Origin of the sequence: Pseudomonas sp. ABFPK, assembly GCF_001586765.1 — a bacterium.
GTDB lineage: Bacteria > Pseudomonadota > Gammaproteobacteria > Pseudomonadales > Pseudomonadaceae > Aquipseudomonas > Aquipseudomonas asiatica.
Genome location: NZ_LQXW01000007.1, coordinates 42,196 through 58,124, shown reverse-complemented (window position 1 = coordinate 58,124; position 15,929 = coordinate 42,196). Strand labels below are relative to the sequence as shown.

Annotated in this window: 19 protein-coding genes; 8 read left to right on the top strand and 11 right to left on the bottom strand. The window is 62.1% G+C overall.

Annotated features, from left to right (window positions below):
- Positions 1-102: 102 nt before the first annotated feature.
- Positions 103-1,824, bottom strand: coding sequence for an amidohydrolase (locus WM94_RS06650; RefSeq protein WP_061550760.1), 1,722 nt, complete (start codon positions 1,822-1,824; stop codon positions 103-105).
- 244 nt (positions 1,825-2,068) lie between these two features.
- Here WM94_RS06650 and WM94_RS06645 point away from each other — a divergent pair, with 244 nt between their 5' ends.
- From WM94_RS06645 to WM94_RS06630, 4 genes are all read left to right on the top strand, one after another.
- A complete protein-coding gene (locus WM94_RS06645) occupies positions 2,069-2,998 on the top strand; it encodes a LysR family transcriptional regulator (protein ID WP_061550759.1) in 930 nt (309 codons plus the stop codon).
- Between the two features lie 117 nt (positions 2,999-3,115).
- Complete coding sequence (locus WM94_RS06640; RefSeq protein WP_061550758.1) at positions 3,116-4,186, top strand: C45 family peptidase; 1,071 nt, start codon at positions 3,116-3,118, stop codon at positions 4,184-4,186.
- 53 nt (positions 4,187-4,239) lie between these two features.
- The gene (locus WM94_RS06635) at positions 4,240-5,574 is read left to right on the top strand and encodes an MFS transporter (RefSeq protein ID WP_061550757.1); all 1,335 of its coding nucleotides are present in this window, start codon (positions 4,240-4,242) and stop codon (positions 5,572-5,574) included.
- Between the two features lie 667 nt (positions 5,575-6,241).
- Positions 6,242-6,856 (top strand): hypothetical protein, encoded by a 615-nt coding sequence (locus WM94_RS06630; RefSeq protein ID WP_061550756.1) that lies wholly within the window; start codon positions 6,242-6,244, stop codon positions 6,854-6,856.
- A 466-nt stretch (positions 6,857-7,322) separates the two neighbouring features.
- Here WM94_RS06630 and WM94_RS06625 read toward each other — a convergent pair whose 3' ends face one another.
- Positions 7,323-7,553, bottom strand: a complete 231-nt coding sequence (locus tag WM94_RS06625; protein WP_061550755.1) for a hypothetical protein — start codon at positions 7,551-7,553, stop codon at positions 7,323-7,325.
- A gap of 292 nt (positions 7,554-7,845) precedes the next feature.
- Between WM94_RS06625 and WM94_RS06620 the strand changes: the two genes are divergently transcribed.
- Positions 7,846-8,088 (top strand): hypothetical protein, encoded by a 243-nt coding sequence (locus WM94_RS06620; protein WP_003257678.1) that lies wholly within the window; start codon positions 7,846-7,848, stop codon positions 8,086-8,088.
- Positions 8,085-8,879: an exodeoxyribonuclease III gene (gene xth / locus WM94_RS06615; protein ID WP_061550754.1), complete on the top strand. Its 795-nt coding sequence runs from the start codon at positions 8,085-8,087 to the stop codon at positions 8,877-8,879. Before WM94_RS06620 ends, xth begins: the two co-directional genes overlap by 4 nt.
- 18 nt (positions 8,880-8,897) lie before the next feature.
- Here the strand turns inward: xth and WM94_RS06610 are convergent, their stop codons facing one another.
- The 8 genes from WM94_RS06610 to WM94_RS06580 all read right to left on the bottom strand — a co-directional run bounded on the left by WM94_RS06610 (position 8,898) and on the right by WM94_RS06580 (position 13,095).
- Positions 8,898-9,326, bottom strand: coding sequence for a hypothetical protein (locus WM94_RS06610; protein ID WP_061550753.1), 429 nt, complete (start codon positions 9,324-9,326; stop codon positions 8,898-8,900).
- A gap of 26 nt (positions 9,327-9,352) precedes the next feature.
- Entirely contained in the window at positions 9,353-10,462 is a 1,110-nt protein-coding gene (locus WM94_RS06605; RefSeq protein ID WP_023661904.1) for a mechanosensitive ion channel family protein, read from the bottom strand.
- Positions 10,463-10,548: 86 nt separating this feature from the next.
- Positions 10,549-10,692, bottom strand: coding sequence for a hypothetical protein (locus WM94_RS30045; protein WP_024086842.1), 144 nt, complete (start codon positions 10,690-10,692; stop codon positions 10,549-10,551).
- Positions 10,693-10,737: 45 nt separating this feature from the next.
- Positions 10,738-10,983 carry a hypothetical protein gene (locus WM94_RS06600; RefSeq protein ID WP_023661906.1) on the bottom strand — a complete coding sequence of 82 codons (246 nt, stop codon included), beginning with the start codon at positions 10,981-10,983 and terminating at the stop codon, positions 10,738-10,740.
- Complete coding sequence (locus WM94_RS06595; RefSeq protein ID WP_004376291.1) at positions 10,983-11,447, bottom strand: hemerythrin domain-containing protein; 465 nt, start codon at positions 11,445-11,447, stop codon at positions 10,983-10,985. Before WM94_RS06595 ends, WM94_RS06600 begins: the two co-directional genes overlap by 1 nt.
- A 148-nt stretch (positions 11,448-11,595) precedes the next feature.
- Positions 11,596-12,039 (bottom strand): DUF421 domain-containing protein, encoded by a 444-nt coding sequence (locus WM94_RS06590; protein WP_004376294.1) that lies wholly within the window; start codon positions 12,037-12,039, stop codon positions 11,596-11,598.
- 9 nt (positions 12,040-12,048) lie between these two features.
- Positions 12,049-12,555: a hypothetical protein gene (locus WM94_RS06585; protein ID WP_061550752.1), complete on the bottom strand. Its 507-nt coding sequence runs from the start codon at positions 12,553-12,555 to the stop codon at positions 12,049-12,051.
- 36 nt (positions 12,556-12,591) lie between these two features.
- Positions 12,592-13,095 carry a CinA family protein gene (locus WM94_RS06580; RefSeq protein WP_013972207.1) on the bottom strand — a complete coding sequence of 168 codons (504 nt, stop codon included), beginning with the start codon at positions 13,093-13,095 and terminating at the stop codon, positions 12,592-12,594.
- 186 nt (positions 13,096-13,281) lie between these two features.
- Here WM94_RS06580 and WM94_RS06575 point away from each other — a divergent pair, with 186 nt between their 5' ends.
- Positions 13,282-13,515, top strand: a complete 234-nt coding sequence (locus WM94_RS06575; protein ID WP_004376302.1) for a PLDc N-terminal domain-containing protein — start codon at positions 13,282-13,284, stop codon at positions 13,513-13,515.
- 297 nt (positions 13,516-13,812) lie between these two features.
- Here the strand turns inward: WM94_RS06575 and WM94_RS06570 are convergent, their stop codons facing one another.
- On the bottom strand, positions 13,813-15,012 hold the full coding sequence (locus WM94_RS06570; RefSeq protein ID WP_061550751.1) for a zinc-dependent alcohol dehydrogenase: 1,200 nt from the start codon (positions 15,010-15,012) through the stop codon (positions 13,813-13,815).
- A gap of 218 nt (positions 15,013-15,230) precedes the next feature.
- On the opposite strand from WM94_RS06570, the gene WM94_RS06565 reads away from it, so the two are divergent.
- On the top strand, positions 15,231-15,926 hold the full coding sequence (locus tag WM94_RS06565; protein ID WP_061550750.1) for a DUF2238 domain-containing protein: 696 nt from the start codon (positions 15,231-15,233) through the stop codon (positions 15,924-15,926).
- Positions 15,927-15,929 lie beyond the last annotated feature (3 nt).

Here is a 15,929-nt window from a genome sequence, read left to right as displayed (position 1 = left end):
TGAGCCAGCGGCGAAGAGGGCGGCAAGCTACATGAGGCAATTTGACGCGGTCAAATCGATGGAATGGATGATCTGATAGACCGCGTCGATGAGGCTTGCAGGTCAGTGCGCGTAGATCAGCTTCCCGGCAAACCAGGTCTGCAGCACTTGGGTATCGCGCAGCGTTTCGGCATCGACGTCGAGCACGTCGCGGTCAACCACGATCATGTCGGCTTGCTTGCCAACCTTGAGCGAACCGATCTGCTGCTCCAGGCGCATGGTGCGGGCGGCGTTGAGTGTATAGGCCTGGAACATCACTTGGCGGTCGATGGCTTCAGCAGCGTTGAGCACACCTTTGGGCCCCTTGCGGCTGATGGCCTGGTAGATCGCCTGCCAAGGGTCAGGGGTGGTGATCGGCCAGTCGCTGGCGCCGGCAAGGGTGGCGCCATGCTTGAGCAGCGAACGGGCCGGGAAGGTGTGCATGAAGGCCATGGCGTTCACGTACGGCTTGACCAGTTCCATGTTCGATTGGTCGGCGCTGGCCCAGTACAGCTGCATGGCTGCAATCACGTCGAGCTGCTTGAAACGGGCGTATTCCGTGGGGTTGACCATCTGCAAGTGGGTGATGGAATGGGGGATGCCGCTGTGGCGATCACGCCGTGCCTGCTCGATGCCGTTGAGCGCCTCGCGCACGGCGCGGTCGCCGATGGCATGCACGTGGACCAGCCAGCCACGGGCGTCGGCGGCACTGACCAGCTCGCCAAAGTGCTTAGGATCCAGCAGCAGTTCGCCGTGCTTGCCGGAGTTGCTGTAGGGCTCGAGCATCGCCGCCGTTTGCGCTGGCGCTTCGGCAACGCCGTCGGCAAACACCTTGATGCCCGGCAGGGTGAGGTTGTGCACGCCGAGAAATTGCCGGCGTACCTTGTCCAGTTCGTCCAGGTCGGCAGGGCGGGCCCTGGAATCGGCCATCAGCAGGGCGGCGACGTGGGCGGTCAGCTCGCCGCGCGCGGAGAGGTCCTTGTACACCGGCAGCACGCCCAGCGAATGGTTGTTCACATCGGCCCCCGGCAGCTCGTTGGCCAGCGGGTCCATCCAGCCGGTGATGCCCAGCTGCTTGTAATGGTCAAGGGCCATGCGCCCAGCGCTCAGCAGGGTGGCGTGGGGCAGCGCTGGCAGCAGGTCGGTCACCGGGTAGTAGCTGGCATCGGCGAGGAAACCATTTGGTGTTCCGTCCGGGTGTTGGCCGATGGTGTTGCGTGCTTCGGCAGGCAGGGCAGCGATGGTGTCGGCACCGATTGCGGCGCGCTTGAGCGTGGCCTGGTTGGCCCAGCCGGTGTGCATGTCGTTGGCGGCGAACAGGATCGGTTGCTCGGCCCATTCGCCGTGGTTGAAGCGCTGCTCCAGCGCCGGAATGTCATTCCAGTAGGTGCCCGGTACACCACTGACGACAAGGAACTCGCCGCGCACGGCCTTGCCGTCGCTGCGCCACTGGCGCAGGCGCCGTTCCAGTTCGTCCAGGGCAACCTGCTCGCCGGCGAGGTCGGCCAGCACCAGTTGCAGGCCACCCTTGATGGCATGCGAGTGGGCGTCGAGCATGCCCGGCATCAGCACCTTGCCACCGAGGTCGATGACCCGGGTGCCTTTGGTCTTCAGGCGTAGCACGGCCTGGTCGGAACCTACCGCGACGATTTTCTCGCCTTCGACGGCCACGGCCTGCTGCAAGGGCTGGCCGGGCTCGGCGGTGTAGACCTTGGCGTTGTGCAGGATCAGGTCCACTGCCGCGAAACCCGGCATGCAGGTGCAGGCCAGGCCGGCGCTGATTGCAATCTTCAGGAGCTGCTTCATGCTGTGCCTCGTTCTTGTCGTGATGGCGCCGCAGCCTAGCCAGGGGGCCAGGGCGGATAAAGGCGAGGGCAGGCACAACTTTTTTCGTGATGGGGAAAGAATCCCGAGCCCGTATTTGCCAGGGTGCAAGCAGCGGACCTTGCCGTGCCTATTCAAATCGCCGGCATTTGCGGGTTTGATAGGAGGCGCAGATACTCGCCACCCTCGCATCACTCCCACCGTTTGTGCCGAACAGGAAGTAACCATGGACAAGATGATGGCCCTGACCATCTTCGTTGCCGCCGCCGAACACGGCAGCTTCAGCCGTGCGGCCGAGCAACTGGGCAAGACGCCGTCTGCCATCACCAAGGCTGTTGCGCACCTGGAGAGCGAACTGGGCGTGCGCCTGTTCGAACGCACCACCCGGCGCATGGCGCTGACCGAGGCCGGTACCTTGTACCTGGAAGGCGCGCGCCAGGCGTTGATGCACCTGCAACGGGTCACCGAGGAAGTGGAGCAGTTGCAGCACGCGCTGCGCGGTACCCTGCGCATTACCGCGCCACCGTCGTTCGGCCCCGCGTTTCTCAACCAGGTGTGTTGCCGCTTCATGCGCGAGCACCCACAGGTGCGCCTGGAGGTCAACCTCAACGATGCCAACGAAGACCTGATCGATGGCGGCTACGACCTGTCGCTGCGCGACGGCCCCACCGACCAGCCGGAGCTGATCGCCCAGCCGTTGATCGAGAACCGTGTGATCCTTTGCGCCAGCCCTGCCTACCTGGCCCGACACGGCGAGGCGATCACACTGGAGAACTATGCCCAACACGACTGGCTGCTGTTGCGCCACCCGCTGCTCAACCGCAGCTTCTGGTGGATCGAACACGGCGGCCAGACGCTGCGTGTGCGTCAGCCCACCCCTCGACTGGTGAGCGACAACTTCGACTTCCTGCTGGCCTGCCTGCTCGATGGGCAAGGCTTGCAGTTCGTACCCACCTGGTGTGCCGCCCCCTACCTGGCCAACGGGCAGCTGGTGCAGGTGATGCCCGACTACTGGCGGGCGCTGAGCGCGTTCGGCCCCTGGGTGCACGTGCTGTACCTGCCGCATCGGCGCAATACCCGCAAGGTGCAGGCGTTCATTGCCTTGCTGCATGAGCACCTGCACGGGCAGGGCGCGCAGGCGCCGGCACGGGGCTGAGTTTTTCCATCGGGGCACAAAAGTTGTGCGGGTTGTGCCGATGATCGATTGGGGGAGGCCTGGTTAGGCTAGCGGTGCTTGCCTGACCACCGCGGCCTGTACCAGGAGTTCCCCGCCTTGAAGATCCACACCCATGTCAGCGACATCCGCAACCCCCTCGAGCGTGGCCACCAGATAGGTGCGCGCTTCGCCGAGCAGATTCGTACCACCACTGCACTGTACCTGGGCTTTTTCCCGCGGGTTGGTGTGCCCTTGAGTGAGGTGCAGCGCATCGGCGAAAACAGCTTGGCAGCCCTGGAAGCCTGGAGCCCAGGCCTGGCCGCTGAAGTGGCCGGCATGGCCAGCGGTGCCGAGCTGCCGCTGTGGCAGCTGGCGAGCCTGAACGCCCGCACTGAAATACTGGCGGCCCGAACCCGCCACAGCGAATGCTCCACCACCGTGCATGCACCCCGTGGCGCGCGTGCGCCGCAGACCCTGCAGACCTGGGATTGGCATGACAGCCTGTGCCCCCATGGCCTGATGCTGGCGCTGCACACCGAGCGCGGCATGAACGTCAAGCTGTTCTGCGAGTTCGGCATGCTCGCCAAGCTTGGTGTGAACAGCGCGGGCCTCGGCCTGCACTTCAATATCCTCCACCACGCCAGTGACAACGACAGTGGTGGTGTGCCGGTGCACGCCATCGCTCGGCGTTTGCTGGAGGAGGCCAGCAGTGTCGAGGAGGCCATCGAGCTTGCCTGTTCGGCACGGGTCAGTGCCTCTACTGTGCTGACAGTGTTCTCCCGCCAGGACCGCAGCCCGCGCGCGGCCAGCATCGAATTGAGCCCCGCGCGCACCGCCTTGGTCTTGCCACGGGAAGACGGCTGGTTGCTGCACACCAATCACTTCCTCGACCCACAGCTGAGCCTGGGCGAGCAGGTCGCCGACCGTGCCGATACGCAATGCCGTCTGGGCCACCTCGAGCAGGTGGTCGGCCAGATGGCCAGCGCTGACCTGCGCGCCCGGGCCGAGGCCATGTGCGGCGGCGAGGGCGACAGGGCGCCGATCTGCTTCCACCCGGACATGGCCATGCCCGATACCGAACGCTGGGAAACCTTGCTCAGCGTCGGCATCGACACCGAACGCTGTGCCCTGCAGTACGTGGCCGGCACGCCTGTGCAACTGGCCAAGGCCGGCTTCGACACTTTCTGAGCCAACCCGGTGCCGCCAGCTCAAGGCGGCGCCGCTGAACGAGAACAACAACAATGCATGCGCAACATTCCCGCCCTGCGTCATCCCGTTCCGCCTTGCGAACCTTCTGCGTCTCCGGACTGGGGACGGCGCTGGAATTCTATGACTTCATCATCTACGGTACCGCCGCCGCACTGGTGTTTCCCCAGGTGTTCTTCCCGCAGATGGACCACCTGACAGCCACGTTGGTGGCCTTCAGCGCTTTCGGTGCGGGCTTTCTTGCCCGACCGTTGGGTGGTCTGGTGTTCGGCCACTTCGGTGACCGCATCGGCCGGCAGAAGGTACTGGTTGCCACCTTGCTGCTGATGGGCATGAGCACCTTCCTCATCGGCTGCCTGCCCGGCCATGCCAGCGTCGGCGTGGCCGCGCCGATCCTGCTGGTGCTGCTGCGCCTGGTCCAGGGCTTTGCGGCAGGCGGGGAGTGGGGCGGCGCCGCGCTGTTCGGCATCGAGTCTGCGCCACCGGGGCGGCGCGGGCTGTGGGGTAGCTTCACAAGCATGGGGATTGGCGTGGGTGGCATCCTCGGGGCTGGGGTGTTCGCCATCGTCAGCGCGGCCTTTGACGACAACCTGGTCGATTTCGCCTGGCGCATCCCGTTCTGGCTGGGCGGCACCTTGGTGCTGATCGGCCTGTACGCGCGCCTGAAGGCACCGGCAGCGGCCACCACGCCCGTGACCAAACCTGAACATGCACCGTTGGCCGCGGCCCTGCGCCAACGTCCGCGGCAGCTGTTGCTGTGCGCCGGGATTGCCTTCGGTTACTGCACCATCGCCTACATCGGCAGCACCTTTTTCCTGACTTACGCCACGCAGGTGGGCTTTGGCAGTACCGAGGCGTTGATGTTCGACCTGGCGCTTTCGGTCGCCATCGTGCTGTCGGCGCCGTTGTTCGGCTACCTGTCGGACCGTTTGGGGCGGCGCACGGTGATGTGCTTTGGCGCAGTGGCAATGGCCGTGGGGCTGTTCGTGTTCTTTTCCCTGGTGGGCATGAAGAGCTTCGCCATCGCCTTGTGCGCCTACAGCCTGACCGGCCTGCTAATGGGCGCGACCCAAGGGCCTATCCCGGCCTTCCTCGGCGAGCAGTTCCCGCGCAGCATGCGTTACTCGGGTATCTCGGCCAGCTACCAGATCGGCGCCGCGCTGGGCGGCGGCACCGCTTCGAGCATCGCCACGGCAATCCTGATCCTCACCAACCATGACCCGTTGGGCGTGGCGCTGTATGGCGCGGCGGCACTGGCACTGGTCGCGGTGTGCTCGCTCATGCTGCGCGAGACATCGCGGTTGAGCATGGCGCAGATCGATGAGGAGGTGTCGGGGCGCTTGGCGTCTGCGGCATTGGGTAGTCATTGAGGGTATTTGCGCCGCCTGCCATCGCCCGGAACAAATTTTGAGGGTGTTGGCAGGCCGAAGGCGACAGACGGGCTGCTGGCCGAGCGAGGCGATTGGAATGGGGCTGGCCATGACCTGACTGATGGCACTTCAGCCACGGCCACCTGCAAAACGAGATCTGCGAAACAGCGGAATAGAGCATTCAAAGACACTTGCGAAGTTTGGATCCAGTTGTCGATAAAACTTTCCACTCGGTCAAATTACAACAACTTAGCAAACTAACCAACTTGGTTTAGTGTGCCGCCTGTCGGTCGTTTTGCTCGAGAAATGAACGATTTGGATGACACTGACTCCTATTTGCCAGCAGGTGCCTTCAATGTGATTGCACCTCGCGCCTTTCCCCAGAACTTATGGACGTTCAACCTCATCGGCATCGCAGGGATGCTCATGGGGCATTTTTATTCCTGAATAGTGGAGTATTGCCATGCCCAACCGAGGCTCTTCGGGTGAGCCACCGCGTGTATTGAGTGACAATCTGCTTTTTCATTTAACGATTCGAATTTGGCTCTGTCGTTGCGATTAAATCGTTCGCACACCTATTTCAAAGCCATCTAGCGCTAACGCATTGCGTGGAGAAAATGTCGTGGAGATTAATACAATTATTAGCCTGTTCGGGCAGAAAGAATCCATGGAACTGGTGCGGTTGTCTGTTATTTACGTTCATTTATTGGCCTGTTGCATTGCCATCGGCATGGTATTCGCCAGTGACGCCGAGATGGTCAGGAACTTGTTGAAAGGTCATAAAGAAGCCGGGCATGACAGTAAGCATATGACGAGCTTGCAGAAGTCCGTGGCCAATGCCCTGATATTCCTGTGGCTCACGGGTGCCGCAGTGATTGGAATTGACTACCTTGATAAAGGTATGAACTATTTTGCCAATCCTAAACTTCAAGCGAAGGTCATTATTGTCATGTTGCTGACCTTTAACGGCATGTTGTTGCATCGCTATGTATTGCCTGCCCTGCTCAAAGCAGGCAACTTGCTGGACCTGAATTTTGGCGTGCGAATGTTTGCGTTGTTCTCCGGCGCACTGTCGGGTGTGTCCTGGCTGTATGCGGCGATGCTGGGTGTTGGTCGCCCACTGGCTTGGAAATACTCGCTGACCGAGTTGCTGCTGGCTTATCCGGTACTGATCCTGCTGGGCTTTGCCATGATGGCTGCCCTGACCCAGTGGGCACGCAAACGCAGCCAGGCCGAACCGGTTCCGGCGCCTGTCTGGCGGCTGGCTGGCATTCCTACCTGATTGCCTGAGTAACGCTTCAATTACGCCGCGAACCGGGAAACCTGGTTCGCGGCGAGCTCGTTTCATGCGCAGCCTCTGGGCGGTTCGGCTGGCGGTTGGTAAAGGCCCGAAGTGATGTGTCGCCTGATCTGGCCTCTTCGCGGGCGCGCCCCCTCCCACAAGGTCCCGCGCAGTTCTGTGGGATATCGCCCAGTCCTTTGGGCGGCGCTGTCGCGTAGAGAACTGAATCCGCAAACAGTGCGCGTACCCTGTGGGAGCGGCTTTAACCGCGAAGAATCCAACGCGGTACATGGCACCGGCTACGCCGGTGTTCGCGGCTGCTCCCACAGAGTCCCGGTTAATTCAATGAGTTATGTGCAGTTCTGTGGGAGCGGGCGTGCCCGCGAAAGGGTCGGAACAGGCAGCCGAGAAATTTCAGGACTTCGACTTCTACCAAGAGTGCAAACCAGCCCCATCCGCTGACGGGTCAGGCGCGAATCAATAGAAATATCGCCGGTAGCAGTTGCCCATCGTCAGGCGGCAGGCCGCCTGCATTGGTTTTTTGCGCTCGTTGCAGCGTGGTGGCGATGGTGATTTCCGTTCGCGACTCGATACTCCGCGCCACACCTCCCACCGAGCCTTCACCGAAGCCCAGCAGCGAGCAGCCGTTGTTGATGAGCACGAAGAAAACGATCACCCAGAATGGGCCGCAGTTCATGGTGCAAGCCCCAGGGCGTCGATGGCTGCGCACGAAACGATGGAAACGCTATCGCCAAGGTCCGCTGCATCAGCGCCTTGTCTCATTGAGTTGAAAATGGGGGAGGCCATGTACCCGCTCCAGATGTTGCTTGTGGAGCTAATGGTGACGGCGCGGTGATTCAATGAAAAACGATGCTCAGTGATCCAGGATATCGATCCGCTTGATCATTGAACGTAGCGATCAGCGTTGGATTTGAACGTCGCTGCATGGTTGAGGTTCTTAATGCAAAGGACACCGTGAGGGCTCCCTTATGAGCATTGAACGCAGTATCCCTGAGCTCGAGGCCTGGTACGCCCAGTACGACGACATCAGTTACCGCCGTGAGTCGCCGGATGCCTACCACCATGAACTGCTGCGCACCGCAGAGGCCCTGCGTGACGATGGTGCCATCGACTGGGACGACTGGCTGGCACTCAAGGCATTGGCGGATGACGCCCATGTGCGTGCCCTGGAAGATGCCGTGCAGGCCCATGTCAGCGACCCCGACGCATGAAAGCGCTTAAGATTGCCACGTTCAACATCAACGGCATTCGTAGCCGGCTGCCGGCACTGCTGGCCTGGCTGGAGCGGGAAAAGCCCGACATCGCCTGCCTGCAGGAACTCAAGGCGGCGGATCAGCAGTTTCCTCGCCAGGCGCTCGAAGCGGCGGGTTATGGTTGCCTCTACCAAGGGCAGCCTTCGTGGAATGGCGTGGCCATTCTGGCGCGGGGCAGCGAACCACTGGAAGTACGGCGTGGCCTGCCTGGCATGGAGGACGACAACCAGAGCCGCTACCTCGAAGCCGCGGTGCACGGGGTGCTGGTGGCTTGTCTGTACCTGCCGAACGGCAACCCGCAACCGGGGCCGAAATTCGATTACAAGCTCCGCTGGTTCGAGAGCCTGATCGAGCATGTCAAAGGGCTGCATGACGGTGGCCATCCCGCGGTGCTGTCGGGTGATTTCAATGTGGTGCCAACCGATATGGATATCTACGACACGCGCTCCTGGATGAAGGACGCGCTGCTGCAGCCCGAATCACGTGCGTGCTACCAGAAACTGCTGAATCAAGGCTGGGTCGACGCCATTCGCCATCTGTATCCGTACGAGCGCATTTACACCTTCTGGGATTATTTCCGCAACCACTGGGCACGCAACGCCGGTTTACGTATCGACCACCTGCTGCTCAACCCCGAGCTCGCGCCCTACCTGAAGCGGGCTGGTGTCGATGCCTGGGTGCGTAACGAACCCAAGGCCAGCGACCATGCGCCCGTCTGGATCGAGCTGGGCACGCGTCGCCGGCCATAGGGCAGTTCGAGCGAACCTTCAACTACCGGAACCACCGCTGGAGCCCGAACCAACAGAGCCTCCGGTCCCGCTACCCGTCCCGGTGCCGCGTTCCGATCCACTGCGGTCACTACCGGATCGGTCGGTGGTGCCATCGCCACCGGTGTTGTCAGTGTCATTGCCATCGGTTCCGCCGGAACCTGTCCCCATGGCATCCGCAGGCGTGCCGGAGCCGGTCGCTCCGCCTTGGTTGTTCATGTGCCCGCTGTCATGCGGCTGCGTCCCAGGAGCACGCTGATCGTTCAGGTCGGTGGCTGCCAGCACCACAGGTGCGCTGAGCCCCAGGCACAGCGCGAGCAGTAACGAATGAGGCTTCATGATCTTCATGGCGATACTCCGTTGCGGGTTGGTCACCTTCTGTTCGGCCTGCATCACCCACGGGCGTGCCGTGAAATCGACGGAATGCATGGAGCGCTGACATGCACGGGGGCGGGTTACCCCACGTGAATACTTTGAGGCCCGCGCTTCGATTCCTCTGGCAAGGCCGTGACCTTGATCGCGCGTACCGGTACGGCGAATTTTGCACCTACCTTCGAGAAGCGCTCGAGCAGGTGGAAATTGATGGCTTGCTGGATGTCCATGTACAGGTTGTAGCCCGGGTCCTTGACGATATACACGCACTCGAATTCCAGCGCCTCCTTGCCGAAGCCGCGCAGGTGGGCACGGTCGAAGCGCACCTGCTGTTGTGCCTTGATCGCTTCCTCGACGATGGCGGGTGCCTTTTTCACGGCCTCGGTTGGCGTGTCGTACGACAGGCCGAACTCGAACACGATCCGTCGTTCCTGCAGGCGCTTGTAGTTCTGGATGGTGCTGCTGATCATGCTGGCATTGGCCATGACGATCTGCTCGCCGCCCAGGCTGCGGATGCGTGTGGTCTTCAGCCCTACGTGCTCCACCGTGCCGGCCAGCGGGCCGATGACGATGAAGTCGCCCACCTCGAACGGCTTGTCGACGGCGATGGACAACGAGGCGAACAGGTCGCCGAGGATGTTCTGCACGGCCAGTGCAACAGCGATACCGCCTACCCCCAGGCTGGCGACGAAGGCGGTGATGTTCACGCCCAGGTTGGACAGCATCGCCAGCAGCACCACTGACCACAACAGTACCCGCGCACCCCATGCCGACAGCGTGGCCAGCGCGCTGCCCTGGTTCAAGCCGTCGGTGCGATGCCGGGCGAAGTAGCGACTCAGGCCCAGGCCGATGGCGCGGTTGGCCCACAGCCCGATCTGCAATGCCGCGACCACGAACCACAGGCTACCGACCCGGGTCAGCCAGCGCTCGGGCAGGTCGAGCATGCTCAGGCCCACCAGCAGCGAGGCAAGGAACAGCAGAAAATTGCTGGTCCCGGCGAGCACCTTGGCCAGCACCTGGCTGAGCGCGCCGTCATGCTCGGACCAGCGCCTGACCCGATGCAGCATGAAACTGATGGCCGCCCGCGCCACGACGAATGTCAGCAGCGCTACCGTCAGTGCCAGCAACAAATTGAGAACGGAAACTCCGAACAGTGTGGTATCGGTGAACAAGGCGATGATGCGATCACTCATGAGACACTTGCCTCCTTCCATAGGATTGGGTGACTGGTGGAGCGGCATTGCCGGCGAAGCAGGCAATGCCGCTCGCCAGGTGAGCCTCAGCCGTCGGACTGCTCCTCTGGCGGCACCTGGCCTTCGGGCCAGTCGGGTGCTTCCTTCTCCTGTTCCTGTTCAGGCACAGGCTCGCCCGGGTTGTGGGGTACTTCGTCCACGTACGGGTCGGGTTGGTTGGGGTCGATCATGGTCTGGCTCCTCGCCGTTGGGCTTTCAGGCATGTGTCCGGGCGTTCAGCCCGGCTCCACGGCAGTGTTTTTCTTCCAGCCCCGCAGGTTCATGGCGCACAGGCAACCCTGCAGGATGATCAGCGCCCAGGCTTGCGCCTGCCACCCCCAGGCGGCCCACAGCACGTTGCTGGCAATGAAGCAGCAGAAACCCAGCTTGCGCCGGCCAGGGCGCCGTGAGCCGATGCACCAGGCGGCAAGTACCGTCAGGGCCATGGCAGGCCATTCAAGAAAGTCGATCCAGGCTTCCATCACGCAGCACGCTGTTCGCCCTTGAGCAGTTTTTTCTGCGCTTCCATGGCCTGGCCGAGCTCATCCAGTTGCTGCTTGCCCAGCAGCTTGCGGGCGGTCGGAAACAGCTCGCTTTCTTCTTCCTCGATATGGTGTTCCAGCAGTTCCTTCATCACTTTGACCCGCCCGGCGAACTCGACGGTGCCGGTCTCGGTTTGCAGCAGGTCCGGCAGCACCAGGGAGTCCACGGTGCGGTGCTCTTCCTTGGCTTCGTAATACATCTTCGCTTCTTCCTTGCCGCCGGCCTGCTTGATGGCCGGGTACAGGATTTCTTCTTCCAGGGCGGTATGGATGCTTACCTCCTGCTTGATGCGTTCGAGCAACTCGGCGCGCTTTTTCACCGCGCGCTCAGTGGTGGAGGAGAGTTCCTCCAGCAGCTTCTTCACCAGCTCATGGTCCTGGATCAACAAATCGATAGCGTTCATGCGACACCTCTTCGGGGCTGAAAAAATCACGATTGCCTTCGATGGAGTAGGGGCCGCGCGCCAAGGTTCAAAGCGGATGATCAGCGTACTGCTGTCGCGAAAGGCGGCTCTCACCGGAATCCGCGCAGGTTGCGCCGGCCAGGCAGGGTCACTCCTGCGGAATGATCGAGATCTTGCCGTTGCGCTCGACGATGGCGAACTTGATCTGCCCGACGCTTTCGATTCCCTGGCTGTCCCGGGCGGACTCGAGAATGTCGTCTTCGGTCAGCCGTGCCCGCCGCATTCGGTGGTGGAGAAAGCGCCCGTGATCCACGACAAGTGTCGCGTGGCCGTCGACCAGCCGGGCCAGGCGCTTGGAGTTGAGCTTGGCCAGCGACAGGCCGACATCCAGGACGATCAGCGTGGCGATCACCAGCATGGCGTTGGTGAACGAGAAGTCCTCGCCGAGCAATGCCTGCTGGGTTGCTTCGCCGATGATCAGCAGCAGGACGAAGTCGAAGGTGGTGAGGTCTGCCAGCGAGCGCCTGCCAGCCACGCGAAACAGCAGCATCAGCGCGATGTACATGCCGGTCGCACGAAGAATGGAGTCCATGTCGCGCTCCTACGGGTAGAGAAAGGTGGAGAAATGCACTGCGCTGCCTGGGCCGGCGCTGACAACACCTTCGAGAGTGCCGACATGTTCGCTGCGCAGGGTCAGGTAGAGGGTGGCGATACCCTCTTTGCTGGTGCCAAGCTGGAGCAGGAGCGACCTGCCATGGGAAAGCGATACTTGCGGCTCTGGCTGCAGCGTTTCGATGCTGGCTTCGCGTAGCAAGGTCCCCCCGAGCAGCAACATCACAGGCTCCCCGGCATTGCCGCGAACGGTGATGCGCAGGTTGTCGGTGGTGCCGCTGCGGCTGAGGCGCTGATACTCCACATGCACCCGGCCGTCGTCGCTCATGACCTGGGCGTCACTGAGCGGACCGTTGCCGAACAGCCCGGCCAGGCCCAGCAGTACGACCAGCACCAGCGCGTACCATCCGACCCGTTCGAATCGCCAGACCCGCTGCTGCATGCGCATGTCTTCCTCGACGGGGTGATGCCTTGAAGCCAACTCGTCTTCGTCCATGCTTGCAGCCTCTCACGTAGCCCCTTACGTAGCCCCTCAGGCGCGCTCACCGCGCAGCCAGCGTTGGTGGTAATGGGCCAAGTGCGACAACCCGTACAGCGCGCCCTGGCGGATTACATCCGCGCGCTCGCCAAAAAAGCGCTGGCTGCGTGTGAATACCGCCAAAGGCTCGCCGGCAAAGGCCCAGGCAAAGCACACAGTGCCCGGGGCGATGCCATCCTGCGGCTGTGGCCCGGCGACACCCGTGCTGGCGATGGCGACGGTGGCGTCGCTGTCTTTCAATGCGCCGAGGGCCATCTCCCAGGCTACCGCCTCGCTGGTCAGGCCGTAGCGTTCGATAGTCTGTGGGCTGACGCCGAGCAGGCGTTTCTTGGCGCTTGGCGAGTACACCACGTAGCCGCTTTCCAGAACCTCGCCGGTCCCCGGCACTGCTGCCAACAGCGCAACCATGGCACCTGCCGTGCAGGATTCTGCGGTGGTCAGTACCAGCTTGTGGGCCTTGAGGTAATCAAGGGCCTCGAGTACGGGGTCGGTCGTCATGGCCGGTCACTCGTGCGTTGTTTTTTGGTGGACGTGTTTCCTGCGGGATTGGTTCATTGCTTGTGTGCCACCCATCAAGGGTGGGGAAAGCTTCCTGAACTTTGTTCCGTTTGCCGGCTTCCTCTAGGTAGGAGGGCGGCGGTGCGGGCCTCGCGCTGCGGCCGGACTAACAGAGGAGAAGCGATCATGACCGAGCCTGTGACATATTTCTGGATCGCTGTTGCAGCGATCATCGTGTTGCTCGATCTGTGGGCCATCGTCAGTGTTTTCCGCAGTGACAAGAGCGACGTGACGAAGGCGATGTGGGCACTGTTGCTGTTGGCGTTGCCCATTGTCGGCCTGGCCATCTGGGGCGTGCTTGGGCCGCGTGGGATCAAACGCGGTACCGGGCCGTCGTCGCCTGAACATAGCAAGGGGTAGGAGGGGAGATGAAGAAAGGATCGGAGGCACCTCGCAGCGGAACCCGAGGTGAAGAGGAACGGGACAATGATGCGCAGCGTCCTGATGGGTCAACTGGCACGTCCCATGATTCCACTGCGCAGAAAACAGCTCGTGATGAAACGCGACGCAAGCGCTGAGCAGGTCGGTGTGAAGAACTGAATTCGCAAGCGGTCCGCATAGCCTGTGGGAGCGGCTTTAGCCGCGAAGAATCCAACGCGGTGCATGGCACCGGCTGCGCCGGTGTTCGCGGCTAAAGCCGCTCCCACAGGGTCCCTGCTAATGGTCAGGTCCCAATGTACCGGCAGCAGCGCCCGGCACGAGGATGACCTTGCGACAGTCGTCCTGTTTCTGGTCGAACAACTTGTAACCCAAAGCCGCTTCTTCCAGGGCCAGGCGGTGGGTGACGATGAGCTCCGGTTCCAGACGTCCGGCCTCGATATGTTCGAGCAGTTCAGGAAGGAACTTCTGCACGTGGGTCTGGCCCATCTTGAACGTCAGGCCCTTGTCGAAGGCATCACCAAACATGAAGGCGTGGATAAAACCCGCATAGACCCCAGGCACGCTGACCACGCCGCCCCGGCGCACCGCGGCGATACTCTGGCGCAGCGCCTTGCCGCTGCTGCTCTCGATCTTCAGAGTGGTCAGTACCGTTTCGGTGGTACTGCCCTTGGCCTCGAAACCGACCGCATCGATGACGGCGTCCACGCCGCGCATGCCGGGGGTCAGGCGGATGATGGTGTCGGCCGGGTCGTCATCCTGCTCGAAGTTGATCGGCACCACGCCGTAGGCATCGCGGGCAAACGCCAGGCGGTAGTCATTGTCGTCGACCATGAAGATCGTCTGGGCGCCCAGCATGCGCGCGCAGGCTGCGCTCAGCAGGCCGACCGGCCCGGCGCCATAAATCGCAACTGTCGAGCCTGAGCCGACCTGCGCATTGGTGACGGCCTGCCAGGCTGTGGGCAGGATATCCGAGAGGAACAGCACCTTGTCGTCCGGCAGGGCGGCAGGCACCTTGAACGGGCCGACGTTGGCCTTGGGCACTCGCACGAAATCCGCCTGGCCACCGGGCACGCCGCCATACAGATGGCTATAGCCGAATAGCGCGGCCCCTGGCGGGATGCCTTTCTTGTTGATGATTGCACCACGGCCGGTGTTGGTCGTTTCGCAAGCGGCGAACTGGTCGAGTTGGCAGAAGAAACAGCTGCCGCAGGCGATCACGAAGGGAATCACCACGCGGTCACCGACCTGCAGGTTGGTTACCCCGCGGCCGGTATCCTCGACGATACCCATGAACTCGTGGCCGAAGATATCTCCCGGCTCGGTCTGTGGAATCTTGCCATGGTAGAGGTGCAGGTCGGAGCCGCAGATGGCGGTAGCGGTGACCCGGAGGATTATATCGTCCTCGTCCTGGATAAGTGGGTCGGGGACATTGTCGACCCTGACGTCCTGGGTTCCGTGGTATGTCAGTGCTCTCATTGGTTCATCTCCTGGGTCCGGGTGGTCTATGCAGGGGAAGCCAAGGAGGGAGGTAAAGTTCAGGTGGAATCATCCATCGGTAATTTTCAGTGCTACTGGCCCGACCAACATCATGAAGAACTGTCGTTGAGGTGGCATGGCATCAGGTGAAGCCGGCGCCCGGAGGAAACTTTAGCTGCCCTGCGAGGCTCAACCGTGCTCAAGCCGAGCGTAAAACCATGAACAGGAATCCAGCATTGCAAACAAGCTTTGCCCCTTCGGCCACGCCACGCCAAGCCGCGGGCTTGCTGACATCGGCCATGTTGCTGATGCTTGCCTCGGGGGTTGCGCCGCTTGATCGTGCGGATTGGTGGCTCGAAAACGTTTTGCCGCTGGCGCTTCTGCTCACCTTGGCTGCGACCAGCCGTTATTGGCGCTTTTCTCGGCATGCTTACCTGGCAATCGTGGTGATGCTGGCGATTCACGAGCTAGGAGCGCATTTTACCTATGCCAAAGTCCCCTATGACGCTTGGCTGCGTGCGCTTACCGACCACTCTCTGAATGCCTGGATGGGCTGGCAGCGCAACCAGTTCGATCGTCTGGTGCATCTGAGTTACGGCCTTTTGTTCGTCCTGCCGATCAGGGAGCTGCTCCAGCGCCAGGCCCTGTTGCGCGGCGGCTGGTTGGCGTTGTGTACCGTTTCCTTCGTCCTCGCCACATCGGCGCTGTACGAGCTGCTGGAGTGGATAGGTGGCCAATACCTGGGCGATGACCAGGCACAAGCCTTTGTCGCGACTCAGCAAGACCCTTGGGATGCACAAAAGGACATGGCCCTGGCTTTGCTCGGTGCACTTGTCACCTTGTTGATCCAGCGGTTTGGGGCAAGCAAGGTCTGGGGCAGAAGGGTAGTGAGTTTGGAGGGGGAGCACGGGTGACGT

Excerpts from the sequence above, each read along its gene's own strand:
- WM94_RS06650 (WP_061550760.1), bottom strand. The coding sequence starts at position 1,824 with ATGAAGCAGCTCCTGAAGATTGCAATCAGCGCCGGCCTGGCCTGCACC.
- WM94_RS06645 (WP_061550759.1), top strand. The coding sequence starts at position 2,069 with ATGGACAAGATGATGGCCCTGACCATCTTCGTTGCCGCCGCCGAACAC.
- WM94_RS06635 (WP_061550757.1), top strand. The coding sequence starts at position 4,240 with ATGCATGCGCAACATTCCCGCCCTGCGTCATCCCGTTCCGCCTTGCGA.
- WM94_RS06630 (WP_061550756.1), top strand. The coding sequence starts at position 6,242 with ATGGAACTGGTGCGGTTGTCTGTTATTTACGTTCATTTATTGGCCTGT.
- WM94_RS06625 (WP_061550755.1), bottom strand. The coding sequence starts at position 7,553 with ATGAACTGCGGCCCATTCTGGGTGATCGTTTTCTTCGTGCTCATCAAC.
- WM94_RS06620 (WP_003257678.1), top strand. The coding sequence starts at position 7,846 with ATGAGCATTGAACGCAGTATCCCTGAGCTCGAGGCCTGGTACGCCCAG.
- xth (WP_061550754.1), top strand. The coding sequence starts at position 8,085 with ATGAAAGCGCTTAAGATTGCCACGTTCAACATCAACGGCATTCGTAGC.
- WM94_RS06610 (WP_061550753.1), bottom strand. The coding sequence starts at position 9,326 with ATGCATTCCGTCGATTTCACGGCACGCCCGTGGGTGATGCAGGCCGAA.
- WM94_RS06605 (WP_023661904.1), bottom strand. The coding sequence starts at position 10,462 with ATGAGTGATCGCATCATCGCCTTGTTCACCGATACCACACTGTTCGGA.
- WM94_RS30045 (WP_024086842.1), bottom strand. The coding sequence starts at position 10,692 with ATGATCGACCCCAACCAACCCGACCCGTACGTGGACGAAGTACCCCAC.
- WM94_RS06600 (WP_023661906.1), bottom strand. The coding sequence starts at position 10,983 with ATGGAAGCCTGGATCGACTTTCTTGAATGGCCTGCCATGGCCCTGACG.
- WM94_RS06595 (WP_004376291.1), bottom strand. The coding sequence starts at position 11,447 with ATGAACGCTATCGATTTGTTGATCCAGGACCATGAGCTGGTGAAGAAG.
- WM94_RS06590 (WP_004376294.1), bottom strand. The coding sequence starts at position 12,039 with ATGGACTCCATTCTTCGTGCGACCGGCATGTACATCGCGCTGATGCTG.
- WM94_RS06585 (WP_061550752.1), bottom strand. The coding sequence starts at position 12,555 with ATGGACGAAGACGAGTTGGCTTCAAGGCATCACCCCGTCGAGGAAGAC.
- WM94_RS06580 (WP_013972207.1), bottom strand. The coding sequence starts at position 13,095 with ATGACGACCGACCCCGTACTCGAGGCCCTTGATTACCTCAAGGCCCAC.
- WM94_RS06575 (WP_004376302.1), top strand. The coding sequence starts at position 13,282 with ATGACCGAGCCTGTGACATATTTCTGGATCGCTGTTGCAGCGATCATC.
- WM94_RS06570 (WP_061550751.1), bottom strand. The coding sequence starts at position 15,012 with ATGAGAGCACTGACATACCACGGAACCCAGGACGTCAGGGTCGACAAT.
- WM94_RS06565 (WP_061550750.1), top strand. The coding sequence starts at position 15,231 with ATGAACAGGAATCCAGCATTGCAAACAAGCTTTGCCCCTTCGGCCACG.